The 13863-nt window shown below is 73.4% G+C and carries 11 protein-coding genes; 9 read left to right on the forward strand and 2 right to left on the reverse strand.

Translation table 11 applies throughout. The features are described 5' to 3' along the window. Positions 1–131: 131 nt before the first annotated feature. From ACF088_RS35485 to ACF088_RS35500, 4 genes are all read left to right on the forward strand, one after another. Complete coding sequence (locus ACF088_RS35485; protein WP_392380020.1) at positions 132–503, forward strand: hypothetical protein; 372 nt, start codon at positions 132–134, stop codon at positions 501–503. A 7-nt stretch (positions 504–510) separates the two neighbouring features. Next, a complete protein-coding gene (locus tag ACF088_RS35490; RefSeq protein WP_392380022.1) occupies positions 511–1326 on the forward strand; it encodes a TlyA family RNA methyltransferase in 816 nt (271 codons plus the stop codon). Next, a complete protein-coding gene (locus ACF088_RS35495; RefSeq protein ID WP_350250170.1) occupies positions 1323–2264 on the forward strand; it encodes an NAD kinase in 942 nt (313 codons plus the stop codon). The genes ACF088_RS35490 and ACF088_RS35495 overlap by 4 nt, the downstream gene beginning before the upstream one ends. Positions 2265–2638: 374 nt before the next feature. Continuing rightward, entirely contained in the window at positions 2639–3424 is a 786-nt protein-coding gene (locus tag ACF088_RS35500; protein WP_392380024.1) for a class I SAM-dependent methyltransferase, read from the forward strand. A 39-nt stretch (positions 3425–3463) separates the two neighbouring features. Here the strand turns inward: ACF088_RS35500 and ACF088_RS35505 are convergent, their stop codons facing one another. Continuing rightward, positions 3464–3601: a hypothetical protein gene (locus tag ACF088_RS35505; protein ID WP_392380025.1), complete on the reverse strand. Its 138-nt coding sequence runs from the start codon at positions 3599–3601 to the stop codon at positions 3464–3466. A gap of 179 nt (positions 3602–3780) precedes the next feature. Between ACF088_RS35505 and recN the strand changes: the two genes are divergently transcribed. From recN to ACF088_RS35530, 5 genes are all read left to right on the forward strand, one after another. Beyond that, the gene (gene recN, locus ACF088_RS35510; protein WP_392380134.1) at positions 3781–5508 is read left to right on the forward strand and encodes a DNA repair protein RecN; all 1728 of its coding nucleotides are present in this window, start codon (positions 3781–3783) and stop codon (positions 5506–5508) included. Between the two features lie 401 nt (positions 5509–5909). Further along, positions 5910–8006, forward strand: coding sequence for a bifunctional polysaccharide deacetylase/glycosyltransferase family 2 protein (locus ACF088_RS35515; RefSeq protein WP_392380026.1), 2097 nt, complete (start codon positions 5910–5912; stop codon positions 8004–8006). A 157-nt stretch (positions 8007–8163) separates the two neighbouring features. After that, a complete protein-coding gene (locus ACF088_RS35520; RefSeq protein WP_392380027.1) occupies positions 8164–9408 on the forward strand; it encodes an LCP family protein in 1245 nt (414 codons plus the stop codon). A 46-nt stretch (positions 9409–9454) separates the two neighbouring features. Further along, positions 9455–10246, forward strand: a complete 792-nt coding sequence (locus ACF088_RS35525) for a hypothetical protein (protein ID WP_392380028.1) — start codon at positions 9455–9457, stop codon at positions 10244–10246. Between the two features lie 624 nt (positions 10247–10870). Beyond that, on the forward strand, positions 10871–12034 hold the full coding sequence (locus tag ACF088_RS35530) for a glycosyltransferase family 4 protein (protein WP_392380029.1): 1164 nt from the start codon (positions 10871–10873) through the stop codon (positions 12032–12034). 96 nt (positions 12035–12130) lie between these two features. Here the strand turns inward: ACF088_RS35530 and ACF088_RS35535 are convergent, their stop codons facing one another. Further along, complete coding sequence (locus ACF088_RS35535; protein ID WP_392380030.1) at positions 12131–13759, reverse strand: PucR family transcriptional regulator; 1629 nt, start codon at positions 13757–13759, stop codon at positions 12131–12133. Positions 13760–13863: the final 104 nt, after the last annotated feature.

Here is a 13863-nt window from a genome sequence, read left to right on the forward strand (position 1 = left end):
CGCCAGCGCAGCCCGTGCGGCCAGCGCAGCCCGTGCGGTCAGGGGAGTATGCGCCGCGGGAGTCCGTGCCGTCCGGGCATGAGGGCCACGGGGCCGCGACCGCTGCGGGAGCCGTGGCGGATGCGGGAGCCGTGGACGCTGCCGAAGCCGTGGAAGCTGCCGGAGCCGCGTCGGCCGGCCATGCCGCGTCGGCCGGCCATGCCGAGCCGGACGGCGGACCGGCTGAGCGGGACGCCGGTGTCCGGCCGGATGCGGTGACCGAGCCGGGCGGCCCGGCCGAGCCGCAGCCGATCGGCGTGGGGACGACCCCGACCGGAGAGGACGCGGTCGACACCGTGCTGCGCCGCCTCGCCGATGCCGACCACCTCCCGGCAAGCGGACACCTGCGGGTGTACGAGGATGTGCATCGTGGGCTGCGCGATGTGCTGGCCGCCCTCGACCAGAACCCCGGGCCGCCCACACCTTCCTCGACTTTCTCGACGCCGCACGACAACAGGAGCTGAACCACAGGTGGCAGGAGTGGCACGACGCCGACTCGACGCGGAGCTGGTGCGCCGCAAGCTGGCCCGTTCCCGCGAGCACGCGAGCCAGCTGATCGCCGCGGGCCGGGTGACCGTCGGCGGGACGACCGCAACCAAGCCGGCCACTCAGGTGGAGACCAGCGCGGCCGTGGTCGTACGCGAGGACGAGGCCGATCCGGACTATGTCTCGCGCGGCGGGCACAAGCTCGCCGGAGCCCTCGGCGCCTTCGTGCCCCTGGGCCTGAAGATCGAGGGCCGGCGGGCGCTGGACGCGGGCGCCTCGACCGGTGGCTTCACCGATGTCCTGCTGCGGTCCGGTGCCGGTCATGTCGTGGCCGTCGACGTCGGATACGGACAGCTCGCCTGGTCGCTGCAGAGCGATGAGCGGGTCACCGTGAAGGACCGCACCAACGTCCGCGAGCTGACCCTCGAACAGATCGACTCCCAGCCCGTCGATCTCATCGTCGGCGATCTCTCGTTCATTCCGCTGGGACTCGTCCTGCCCGCGCTGGCCCGTTGTGCGGCGCCCGACGCGGACCTGGTGCTGATGGTCAAGCCGCAGTTCGAGGTCGGCAAGGAGCGGCTGGGCAGCGGCGGGGTGGTGCGCAGCGCGGAGCTGCGCGCCGAGGCGGTGCGGGCGGTCGCGCGTCGTGCCGCCGAACTGGAATTTGGCGTACTTGGCGTAACTGCGAGCCCGCTGCCCGGGCCTTCGGGAAATGTCGAGTACTTTCTGTGGCTCCGCGCCGGGGCGCCTGCACTCGACCCGGCGGACGTCGACCGTGCAGTGGCGGAGGGGCCTCGTTGACCACTACCCAGGCAGTTGAAGGCAGCGCAGCACACGGGAACACCGGAGCCGGGCGGACGGTTTTCCTGCTCGCCCACACCGGCCGCCCCGCGGCCATCCGCAGCGCCGAACTCGTGGTACAGGGGCTGCTGCGCTGCGGCATCGGAGTGCGGGTGCTGGCGGAGGAGGCCGCGGATCTGCCGCTGCCGCCGTCGGTCGAGCGCGTCGAGTCGGAGCAGTGCGCGGCCGAGGGCTGCGAACTGCTGGTGGTCCTGGGCGGGGACGGCACGCTGCTGCGTGGTGCGGACTTCTCCAGGACGTCCGGTGTCCCGATGCTCGGCGTGAACCTCGGCCGGGTCGGCTTCCTCGCGGAGGCCGAACGCGATGACCTCGACAAGGTCGTCGACCGGGTCGTCACCCGCGCGTACGAGGTCGAGGAGCGGATGACGCTCGATGTCCTCGTACGCAACAACGGCAGTGTCGTCTACACCGATTGGGCCCTGAACGAGGCATCGGTGGAGAAGGCCGCCAGGGAGCGGATGCTGGAGGTCGTGACCGAGGTCGACGGCCGGCCCGTCTCGCGCTTCGGCGGCGACGGGGTGGTCTGTGCGACGCCGACCGGTTCCACCGCGTATGCCTTCTCGGCCGGCGGCCCGGTGGTCTGGCCCGAGGTCGAGGCTCTGCTGATGGTCCCGATCAGCGCCCATGCCCTGTTCGCCAAGCCGCTGGTCACCTCGCCGCGCTCCGTCCTGGCGGTCGAGGTACAGCCCAAGACCCCGCACGGCGTGCTGTGGTGCGACGGCCGCCGCAGCACCGAACTCCCGGCCGGCGCCCGCGTCGAGGTCCGCCGCGGCGCGGTGCCCGTACGCCTGGCCCGTCTGCATCATGCCTCCTTCACGGATCGTCTGGTCGCCAAATTCGCCCTCCCGGTGGCGGGGTGGCGGGGAGCACCGCACTAGGAACCGTCCGGCAGACGAGGTGACGGGGGATGAGGTGACGGGGGCTGAGGAGACGGGGGACGGAGGAAACGGGGGACGGAGGGACGAGGGGCGGACCGTCCTGCCTGAGCCCCGGGCGGGGTTTCCAGGAGCTGTCGGCACCTCACCTGAGAAACACGGACCCGCGCGGCGGGGATCGCCCTCGTGCCGCCCCTCGTCGGGGACGTGGAGGGTGCGCCGCCCCCTGCCGTGACCGGCACCCTTCCCACCCCCGCCCGATCCGCTCACCCGGTCCGTCACGGCATCCGGTCACACCTCCGTATCCGGGCCGTGGTGACCTCCGGTCCTATGATCGGCCGAAGGGGAAGGCGGAGCGGACGGGGAAAGGGGAGGGGATGGAGAAGGAGAAGGAGAAGGGGGAGGGGCTGGAGGCGGGGGAGGGGCCGGACCGGAGCATCCGCACCGTGGAGGACGTACTCAAGCTCCTGGACGGCCTGTTCGCGCCGGAGGCTGACCGCTGGACGGTCGAAGGGGCCTCGTGGTGGGACAACTTCTACTCGGACCGCTCCAGGCCGGTGCCGTTCTTCGTGGCGAAGCCCGACGAGAACCTGGTCTCCTACCTCGAACGCGGACTGATCGGTCCAGGGCGCGCCCTGGACCTCGGGTGCGGCCCGGGCCGCAACGCCCTGCACCTCGCCTCCGCGGGCTTCGCGGTGGATGCCGTAGACCTCTCGCCGGCGGCCATCGCCTGGGCCAAGGACCGTGCCCACGAAGTGGGGGCCGACGTCCGGTTCCTGTGCGGCGACGCATTCACCCTTGCGGACACCGCACTGACCGGCCCGTACGACCTGATCTACGACTCCGGCTGCTTCCACCATCTGCCGCCGCACCGCCGCATCAGCTACCTCGCCCTCCTCGACCGGGCGCTGGCACCCGGCGGGCATCTCGCCCTCACCTGTTTCGCGGCGGGCGGGATGGGCTCCGAACTCGGTGATACCGACTTCTACCGCCAGTCCGGCCTCCACGGCGGCCTCGCCTACACCTCGGAGTCCCTGCGCCGGATCTTCTCCGGTCTGTCGGAGGTGGAACTGCGTCGCATGCACGACGAGGGACCGGAGTCCCCGTGCTTCGGCGAACCTTTCCTGTGGACAGCCCTGTTGCGCCGCACGGTCCAGTCGTAACCGGCCCCCGGCGCCCGGCCCCCGGCCCCTGGCGGTCCCTCATGAGGCGCATGCGGGCACCGTCCCGGCGAGTGCGGTCACCGTTCCGGCGAGTGCGGTCACCGTCCCGGCGAGTGCGGTCACCGTTCCGGTGAATGCGGGACGCCGGCCACGCAGCGCCGCCGTGCGTCGCTCCACTCGACATGAGCGCACCTTTCGTGCCGTTCTGTGACCGGCCTGACGGCAGAGCGTGACCGCACACCCTGAGGATTTCCTCCGTTTGCGAGGGGGTTTTCCGCAGGGCCGGTGGCAGGAGTGAGGGGAGGCCGTCGCGGGGCGGCCCCGGACCTCGTAAGGTCGTATCCGTGTTGGAGGAGATGCGGATCCGGTCCCTGGGTGTCATTGACGACGCCGTTGTCGAGCTGTCCCCCGGCTTCACGGCGGTGACCGGCGAGACGGGCGCGGGCAAGACCATGGTCGTCACCAGCCTCGGGCTGCTGCTCGGCGGGCGCGCCGACCCCGCGCTGGTGCGGATCGGCGCCAAGTCGGCGGTCGTGGAGGGCAGGATCGGCGTCGGCCCCCGTTCTCCCGCTGCCGTACGGGCCGAGGAGGCCGGCGCGGAGCTGGACGACGGCGCGCTGCTGATCAGCCGCACGCTCTCCGCCGAGGGCCGTTCGCGCGCCCATGTGGGCGGCCGCTCCGTACCGGTCGGTCTGCTGGCGGAGTTGGCCGACGACCTGGTGGCCGTGCACGGCCAGACCGACCAGCAGGGTCTGCTGCGGCCGGCCCGTCAACGCCAGGCGCTGGACCGCTACGCCGGGGACACGGTCGCCGTTCCGCTCGCCAAGTACACCGCCGCCCACCGCCGGCTGCGCGGCGTCGCCGCCGAGCTGGACGAGCTGACGACGCAGGCCCGTGAACGTGCGCAGGAGGCCGATCTGCTGCGTTACGGTCTCGACGAGATCGCGGAGGCCGAGCCGCAGCCCGGGGAGGACACCGACCTCGCCGCCGAGGCCGAGCGGCTCGGTCACGCCGAGGCCCTGGCCTCCGCGGCGACCGCCGCGCACGCTGCACTGGCCGGCAATCCCGAGGACCCCGAAGGCGTCGACGCCACGACCCTGGTCGCCGGCGCGCACCGTGCGCTGGAGGCCGTACGCAGTCACGACCAGGAGCTTTCCGCGCTCGCCGAGCGGCTCGGTGAGATCGGCATTCTGATGGCGGACGTGGCGGGCGAGTTGGCCAGTTACGCGGACGGCCTGGACGCCGACCCGTTGCGGCTCGCCGCGGTCGAGGAGCGTCGCGCCGCCCTGAACCATCTGACCCGCAAGTACGGCCAGGACATCGCGGCGGTGCTGGCCTGGTCCGAGGAGAGTGCCGCCCGGCTCGCCGAGCTGGACGGCGACGACGACCGGATCGGTGAGCTGGCCGCCGAGCGGTACGCATTGCGCGCCGAACTGGGCGAACTGGCACAAATGTTGACCGATGCCCGCACGGCGTCGGCGAAGCGCTTCGCCGATGCGGTCACCGCCGAACTCGCCGAACTCGCGATGCCGCACGCCCGGGTGACCGTCGAGATCCGCCAGACCGAGGTCGCCGAGGACGCCGACGGCATCGAGGTGGGCGGCCGCACCGTGGCCTACGGACCGGCCGGTGCCGACGAGGTCGAACTCCTGCTGGCGCCGCACCCGGGCGCACCGCCCCGGCCGATCGCCAAGGGGGCGTCCGGCGGTGAGCTCTCCCGGGTGATGCTCGCCGTCGAGGTGGTCTTCGCCGGCTCCGCCCCCGTACCGACCTACCTCTTCGACGAGGTCGACGCGGGGGTCGGCGGCAAGGCGGCCGTCGAGGTCGGCAGGCGGCTGGCCCGGCTCGCGAAGTCGGCGCAGGTCGTCGTCGTCACGCACCTCCCGCAGGTCGCGGCCTTCGCGGACCGCCAGCTGCTCGTGGCGAAGACGAACGACGGGTCGGTCACCAGGAGCGGCGTCACGGTCCTGGAGGGCGAGGAGCGGGTCCGTGAGCTCTCCCGGATGCTGGCCGGCCAGGAGGACTCCGAAACGGCCCGCGCGCACGCCGAGGAGCTGCTGGAGACGGCGCGCACGGGGAGCTAGGCCCCGGCCGTGGGCCGACGCCGGACGAGCGCCGACGCCGGCCCGCAAAGTGGCATCGCCCGAGTGGCATCGCTCACGGCGCGTCCGCCGCGATGCCGACCGCCCGCTCTCTCCGCGCCGGCGTTTGCGCTGGTGGGACACCCTCTGCAGAGGGCCGGGCGCTCGTGATCTTCGCGGCGTACCTCCCTTCGGTCATGACTACACTCGCCCACCATGTGCGAGCCCAGACGGTATGCAAAACGGCACAAGATACGCGGCGGCCGGCCGTGCGCCGATGCTTCCGCCGGGCGCGCGGGGGCTTCGCGGAGCCCGCTCGCCACCGTCACGCCTGCCCCGTACCGGACCTCCGCTGTCCGTAGCCGCACCCCATCGGCGCCGGCCTCCGGCACCCCGGGGGCCGTGTGAGACGCCGCGCGAACCGGGCCCGGCACCGGCGGTCCCGCGACCCGCGCGGTCACTGGCTGCTGCTGATCCTGATCCTCCCGGTGATGTTCGGGGCCCTGCTCTTCGAGGGCTGGACCACCCACGAGGTCGATGCCGCGAAGACGCGCAAGGACTGCACCAGCCCCGTGCCCAGGTCCGTCGACAAGGGCGGCCCGGTGCTCCGGTTCCACGACGGCAAGGCGGTCTCGTCCGCGGTGCCGGCCCGTACGGTGGCGCTCACCTACGACGGCGGGCCCGATCCCGTCTGGACACCCCGGCTGCTCGACCTGCTGCGCGAGCACCACGCCCACGCCACGTTCTTCCTCCGCGGCGCGCAGGCGGCCCAGCACCCGGACCTGGTGCGGCGGATCCGGGCCGAAGGACATGAGATCGGCTCGAACACCTACACCGGCGCCGCCATGGGCGCCTCCTCGCCGCTGCGCGCCTCGCTGGAGCAGTCGCTCACGCAGAAGGTGCTGGCGGGCAGCGCGGGCATCCACACCAAGCTGCTGCGGCTGCCGCAGACCACTGCGGTGGACACCATGTGCGGCGCCGAATGGAAGGCCGCACAGAAGGCCGGCGCGGAGGGGTACACCCTGGTCGCCGCCGACCGGTGGTTCCGCAATCCGTCGCAGGGCGTGATCCGGCAGTTCGGCCAGAACGATCTCGCCTACCTGGGGAGCAAGGAGCTGCTCGACAACCCGAAGGTGGCCAGGTTCACCACCGTGACGGCGGGAGTCCGCCAGCCCTCGCCCGACGAGCCGGTCTCCGGTGTCGAGCGCTGGTCGGGTACGGCCCTGATCTGGGCCAAGGCCCTGGGGCACGCTTTCATCAGCGGGATGGCCTGGGTGCTCGCCCTTGCGGGCGGACTGGGACTGCTGCGGCTGGCGATGCTGGTGTTCTTCGCCCGTACCCACGTCCGGCGGCTGACCCGTATCCGTCCCGGATCGACCTGGCTGCGCGAGGTCACCGACCCGGTGACGGTGCTGGTCCCCGCGTACAACGAAGCGGCGGGCATCGAGTCCACCGTCCGTTCGCTGCTCGCCTCGACCCACCGGCAGCTGCAGGTCATCGTGATCGACGACGGTTCGTCGGACGGCACGGCGGACCTCGCCGCCCGGATCGGCGATCCCCGGGTGAGGGTGATCCGGCAGTCCAACGCGGGCAAGGCGGCAGCCCTGAACACCGGCCTGGCCCATGCGCGGTACGACATCGTGGTCATGGTCGACGCCGACACCGTCTTCGAACGGGACGCCATCCACCACCTCATCCAGCCGCTCGCCCACCCGGCGGTGGGTGCGGTCAGCGGCAATACCAAGGTCGGCAACCGTCGTCGTCTGCTGGGCCGGTGGCAGCACCTGGAGTACGTCTTCGGGTTCAACCTCGACCGGCGGATGTTCGAGGTGCTGGAGTGCATGCCGACCGTGCCCGGTGCCATCGGGGCCTTCCGCCGGGATGCGCTGATGGGCGTCGGCGGCGTCAGCGGGGACACCCTCGCCGAGGACACCGACCTGACGATGGCCCTGTGGCAGGCGGGGTGGCGGGTGGTGTACGAGGAGTCCGCCGTGGCCTGGACCGAGGTGCCCACCTCGCTGAGCCAGCTGTGGCGGCAGCGCTACCGCTGGTGCTACGGCACGATCCAGGCCATGTGGAAGCACCGCGGGGCCGTCGTGCAAGTGGGCCCGGCCGGGCGCTCCGGCCGCCGCGGACTGAGCTATCTCGTCCTGTTCCAGGTCGCGCTGCCCCTGTTCGCGCCGGTCGTCGACATCTTCGCGCTGTACGGGCTGGTCTTCCTCGGCCCCTGGCTGTCGGCCGGCGTCTGGTGCGGCTTCCTGCTCGTGCAACTGATCTGTGCCGGCTATGCGCTGCGACTGGACGGGGAGAAGCTGCGGTCGCTGTGGGCGCTGCCGTTCCAGCTCCTGGTCTACCGGCAGCTGATGTACCTCGTCGTCATCCAGTCCGTGGTGGCCTTCCTGCTCGGCACCCGCCTGAAGTGGCACCGGATGCACCGCTCGGGGACCGCCGCGCAGCAGATCGGGCAGCCGGTGACGTACCGGAGCCTGTCGTCGAGGTGATTCCGGCCCCTACGCGCCCGGGCTCCCGCACAGACTTGGTGCACGCAAATGCCCTGGAACGGACAAAGTGCATGCTCTCTCCCCTAAGTGTCATTCCGGTGGGATGGATGTGCGGAATATTTGGTGAAGGGCACGTGAGCATGCAGACTGTCCGCCCATGAGTGACTGGCTGGACGGGGTCCCTGACGCCCACCGCTACGGTGGTGCGGGGGAGCCGGTGCACGAGCCGGTGCATCCCGTCGCAGGGCAGATTCGGCAGCACGCGCCGTCTCCGCAGCAGTCGATCATCGAGCCACGGCTGCCCGGCCCGTACGGCGGGCGCGGTGGGCCCGTGCGCAGGAGCACCCGGCCCGCGGCCACCCGCCCCACCTGGCGTCGCCGGGTCCTGCGGCTCTCGGGCCTCCTGTTCGCCGTGACCCTGCTCGCCTCCGTCGGCACCTACACGTGGGCCGACACCAAGCTCGCGCGCGACGTCGACCTCGGCGGGCTCGCCGGCCGGCCGGCACCGGGCAAGGGCGCCAACTATCTGATCGTGGGCTCCGACAGCCGCCAGGGCCTGTCCGGAAAGCAGCTGAAGGACCTGCACACCGGCGGCTCGGCGGCCGCGGGCCGCCGCACCGACTCGATGATCCTGCTGCACACCGGCGCCCACGGCACCACGATGATGAGCCTGCCGCGCGACTCCTGGGTGACCATCCCGCCGTACACCCGCCCCGAAACCGGCAAGCATTACGCCGCGTCGAAGGACAAGCTCAACGCGGCGTTCTCGCGGGGCGGCCCCGAGCTGCTCGTACGGACCATCGAGCGCAACACGGGCCTGCGCATCGGGCACTACACGGAGATCGGCTTCGCGGGTTTCGTCGGCATCGTGGACGCGGTCGGCGGGGTGCCGATGTGCCTGGACAAGGCCGTCAAGGACGAAAAGTCCGGCGAAAACCTCACCAAGGGCTGCCATACGCTCGACGGCCGTGCCGCGCTCGCATTCGTCCGCCAGCGTCACCAGGAGGCTCAGGGTGACCTCGGCCGCAGCCGGAACCAGCAGAAATTCCTGGCCGCGCTCTCCCACCAGGCGGCCACCCCCGGCACCCTGTTCAACCCGTCCAAGATCTACCCCACCATGAACGCGGGCCTCGACACACTCATCGTCGACAAGAACATGAGCCTGTGGAACCTCACCTCGCTCTTCGAAGCGATGAAGAGCGTCTCGGCCGGCAACGGCGCCCGCATCCGCGTCCCCGTCGCCGGCCTCGGCTTCAAGACCCCCAAGGGCAGCGCCGTGAAGTGGGACGTACCGCGGGCGAAGAAGCTCTTCGCGGAACTGCACCACGATCAGCCGGTGACGGCCGGGGCGAAGGGCCAGGCCGGCCGTCCCGGCAGGTGGGTGCGGGGCGGCGCGCTCTAGGGTGACGGGAGGTGAGCGCGGCAGGGTGCCGGGCGAGGGGAGTGACATGGTGGCGGGGGCAGGCAACAGGGTGCTGGGGCGGATCACGGCACTTCTGGGGGCGGCAGGGACGACCAGGGCCGCGTATACGGCGCTCCGGAAGCGGCCGCCGGGTGGCGCCGTCCGGTGGGAGCGGAAGAACTACGCGGGCCGGATCGTCAACCTGCACGCCGGGCTCGCCACGGCCACCGGTACCGCGCTCGCCGCCGCCACCGCACCGGGGCTGCCCGCCCGGACCCGGACCGCCACGGCGCTGGCCGTACTGGCCGCCGGGGGCTGCGGGGCGTACGACGACGTGTTCGGTGCCGATGACCCCCGCCGCGGATTCCGGGCGCACCTCTCGGCACTCCGGGACAAGGAAGTCACCAGCGGAGCCGTGAAGCTGTTCGGGATCGGCGCCGCGGGGCTCGCGGCGGGGGCTCTCCTCAAGGAGCGCCCGGCCGACAAGCTCCTGGCCGGTGTGGTGATCGCGGGCTCGGCCCACCTGGTGAACCTTCTGGATGTCCGGCCGGGCCGGGCGGCCGGCGCCGTCCTGGCCATCGGAGCACCCGGGCTGCTGCGCCGCGGTCCGGCGGGCCCGCTGTCCGCAGCGCCCATGGGGGCCGCGGCGGCCGTCATCGGCGATGACCTCGGGGAGCGCACGATGATGGGGGACTCCGGGGCGCACGCCCTCGGCGCAGCGCTCGGCCTGGCCATCGTCACCGGCAACGGTCGCCGGGGACTGGCCGCACACGCCGTGGGACTGGTCGCCGCCGCGGCCGCGGGGGACCGCGTCAGCCGGGCGGCCGCGGCGGTCTGAGGCCGCTGGGGCCGGGGGGGGGGGGGGGGGGGGGGGGGGCCCCCCCCCCCCCCCCCCCCCCCCCCCCCCCCCCACCCGCCGGCGGGGGGGGCGGCGGGGGCCCGGGCCCCCGCCCCGGCCGGGGGGGCCCGGGCCCGGGGGGGGCCGGGGGGGGGGGGGGGCGGGGGGGGCGGGGGGGGGGGGGGGCGCCCGCCCCGCCCCCCGCCCCCCCCGATGCGGACAAACACCCGTGTGCTCCGGCTGACGGCGTAAGCGCCCCCTACCGTGGCGCAGGCGCACTCCAGGAAGTGGACTCACTCGAACGAGCCGTTAATCCGCGCGGGCGGTTTGTCGCCCATGTGGGTGATCTGGTGGGTGCCGGGGTGAGACTTCCCACCGGAACGGCGGGCCGACGGTGCCGAATTGACATCGCAGGGCTGGCATCCTGGGCGCGGTGCGCAGTCGCGGGCGTGCCCACCCCGTCCTGTCGGGCGTGCTCGCCTCGTTCGTGTCGGGTGTGCTCGCCCCGTCCTACCCGTCCGCCGGGCAGGCGGGCGGCGGCTCGTCCGCGTCGCGGCACCCCGCAGCAAACGGACCGACTCGCCGGTACGGCCCGTCCCGCCCCCGACCCAGGAGCCCGACCACGTGATCAGCACCCCGACCTCGGTGCACGGGTTGTCGCCGCTGCGCACGGTCCAGGTGCTGGGGCACGGCAGCGCCGGCAGCGCCGCGCACGTCCGCTCGCTGGCCGAAGGGCTCGTCGCGCGCGGGGTGCGGGTGACCGTTTGCGCCACGACGGAAACCGAGGAGGCCTACGACTTCACCGGTGCGGGTGCGCGGTTCGCACATGTCCCTCCGCGCACGGATCCGGCGAGCGTGGCCTCGCTGCGCAGCGCCTGCTGGGATGCGGACCTCGTGCATGCGCACGGTCTGCGGGCCGGGCTGCGCGCCTCGATGGCGTTGCGCGGACTGCGCGGCCCCCGGGGCGGGCGGCGGGTTCCCCTGGTCATCACCTGGCACACCAAGGCGCACCTCGAGGGCGCGCGGGCCGGGCTGGTGCATCTGATGGAGCGGCGGGTGGCGCGGGCGGCGGCCGTCGTTCTCGGAGCGTGCTCCGACCTCGTGGACCGGGCGCGCGAGCGGGGCGCGCGTGATGCCCGGCTCGCCCCGGTCGCGATTCCCCGCCCCCGGTCAGGCGGCGCTCCTGCCGAGCTCGGGAACCACGACCGGACGTGCCGCAAGGAGCGGGCCGAACTGGGCGCGGTGGACCGCCCGTTGCTGCTCGCGGTCGGCCGTCTTGATGCGAGCCAGGGGCATGACCTCCTGCTGGACGCGGCGCACGCCTGGTGCGCGCTCGACCCGCAACCGCTGGTCGCCATCGCGGGGGAGGGCGAGCAGCGGGCGGCACTGCAGCGGCGGATCGACGCCGAGCAGTTGCCCGTCCAGTTGCTCGGGCGCCGCGACGATGTGCCCGAACTCCTCGCCGCCGCCGACCTGGTGGTGCTGCCCAGCAGGTGGGAGGCCCGCTCGCTGATCGCCCAGGAGGCGCTGCGCGCCGGGGTGCCGCTGGTCGCCACCGACACCGGAGGCACCCGCGAACTGGTCGGCCGCGCCGCGGAACTGGTGCGTTACGGCGATGCCGCTGCCCTGGCCCGTACGGTGCTCACGCTCCTTGCCGATCCGGTACGGCGGGATGCCCTCGCCGCGGCGGGCCGCGACCAGGCCGCCGGCTGGCCCAGCGAGAACGACACCGTTACCCAGGTCCTCAGCGTCTACGACGAATTGACCCAGCCGGTTCGGCCGGCGTAGTCGTAGCGGTCGAGGCGTCGAGGCGTCGAGGCGTCGAGGCGTCGAGGCATGGCGGCAGCCGGGCGCGGCCGGGCGCGCGTCCGGGCCCGCCGTCCGTTACGGCTTGTCCGTATGGCGCCTGGCACGCAGAGCCAGGCGCAGGCCCAGGACCGTCTGCGGATCGTCCAGGTCCGTGCCCAGCAGCTGAGCGATACGTGCCAGCCGGTCGTACAGCGTCTGCCGGTTCACCGTCAGGTCGCGGGCGGTCTCCGCCTTGCGGCCCGCGCTGGCCAGATAGGCCTCCAGCGTCGGCAGCAGCGGCTGACGGGCACCACGGTCATGGGCGAGCAGCGGCCCGATGGCGCGCTCCACGAAGTCGGTGAGCACCCCCTGCTCGCCGTGTTCGCGCATCCGCCACAGCAGCAGCTCGATGTCCAGGCGGCGCGCGTCGTACCAGGGCGCTTCCGGCAGCCCCTGGGCGGCGGCCGCGGCCTCCGTGGCATGCCGCAGGCCGGGGCCCGCGGCCGCCCAGTCGCCCGGTGTACCGACCACGACCACCGGCCGGTGTGCGGCCGGCCGGTCCAGGCCCGTGCGGACGACTCCGGCGCGCAGGGCGTCGGCGATCCGGTCGGCGAGCGCCTCGCGGTCCTGGCCCGCGCGCTGTGCGACAAGCATCGGGACCCGGCCCTCCACGGGGCGTACGCCGAGGAGCACGGCCACCCCGGGGGCGGCGAGCTCCTCGCGCAGAGCCTGGGCGAGCAGCGCCCAGCTGCCGGGGGAGGGAAGGCCGGCGGGCAGCCGCATCACCACCGGGAGCACGGGGTCCGTGCCGGGGCGGAAGCCCAGCAGGCGGGCCTGGCCGGGCGCCTCGGCGGCGGAGATCCGGCCCTCCGCCAGGTCGGCCAGGAAGTCGCCGCGGCCGCGGGCGGCGAGCACCTCCTCCTGACGGGACTGGAGCATCACGACGGCGAGGAGGTCGGCCGCGCGCTCGGCGGCGATCCGGTGCACCGGCGCCAAGGGGGCGTTGACGGGCAGCAGGACGAGGCGGGCGCGGACCGCGTCGGGGCCATGGCCGCCGCCGGGAACGTCGATGCGTACGCCGGTGTCGCGCAGGCCCTCCCAGGCCAGCAGCGGGTCGGCGTCCGCCGGGCCGTCGTCGGCGTCCGGGCCCGCCGCGTACAGCGGGCTGCCGTCGGGGGCCTCCAGGCAGAGCGGGTTGCCGGTGAAGACGGCCAGCAGCCGCAGCACCTCGGGAGCGCCGCCGCCCCGCAGCAGCACATCCGTGCAGCGCCGCAGGATCTCGTCGGCGTGCCGCAGCAGCGCGTAGTGGCTGTTGATGATCTCGGTGTGGATGGCTTCGGTGACCGTGACGTACGGGACCTCGCGGTGCAGCTGGATCAGCGGCAGTCCGCAGTCCCGTGCGGCGTCGACCAGTGCGGCCGGCAGGGAGGCGAAACGGGAGCCCAGCTCCACGACGAGAGCGGCGATCTCGCGGTCCGCGAGCTTACGGATGAAGGCGCGCTGTTCGGACGGCCGGGCACCCAGCCCGAGCCCGGTGGTCAGCAGCAGCTCGCCGCCCTTGAGCAGCGAGGCGATATGCGGGACCTCGCCCGCGTGCACCCAGCGCACCGGGCGGTCCAGCCGGTCCTCGCCGGCCAGGACCTCCGGCAGACCGCGTCGCAGCGCGGGCAGCTCCAGTGCCCTGCGTACCGTGATCTCGGCTTCGATCTTCGCTTCCGGCCCCATGACCTGGAACGGTACCCGTATTCCGCGGTGCGGAGCTGCGTGGTCCGGGCGGCGGTGCCGCACCACCCGGGTGCGGAACTGCGTGCCCGGGCAGCAGCGCCGCC

Origin of the sequence: Streptomyces sp. NPDC015125 (assembly GCF_043080045.1) — a bacterium.
Classification (GTDB): Bacteria; Actinomycetota; Actinomycetes; order Streptomycetales; family Streptomycetaceae; genus Streptomyces.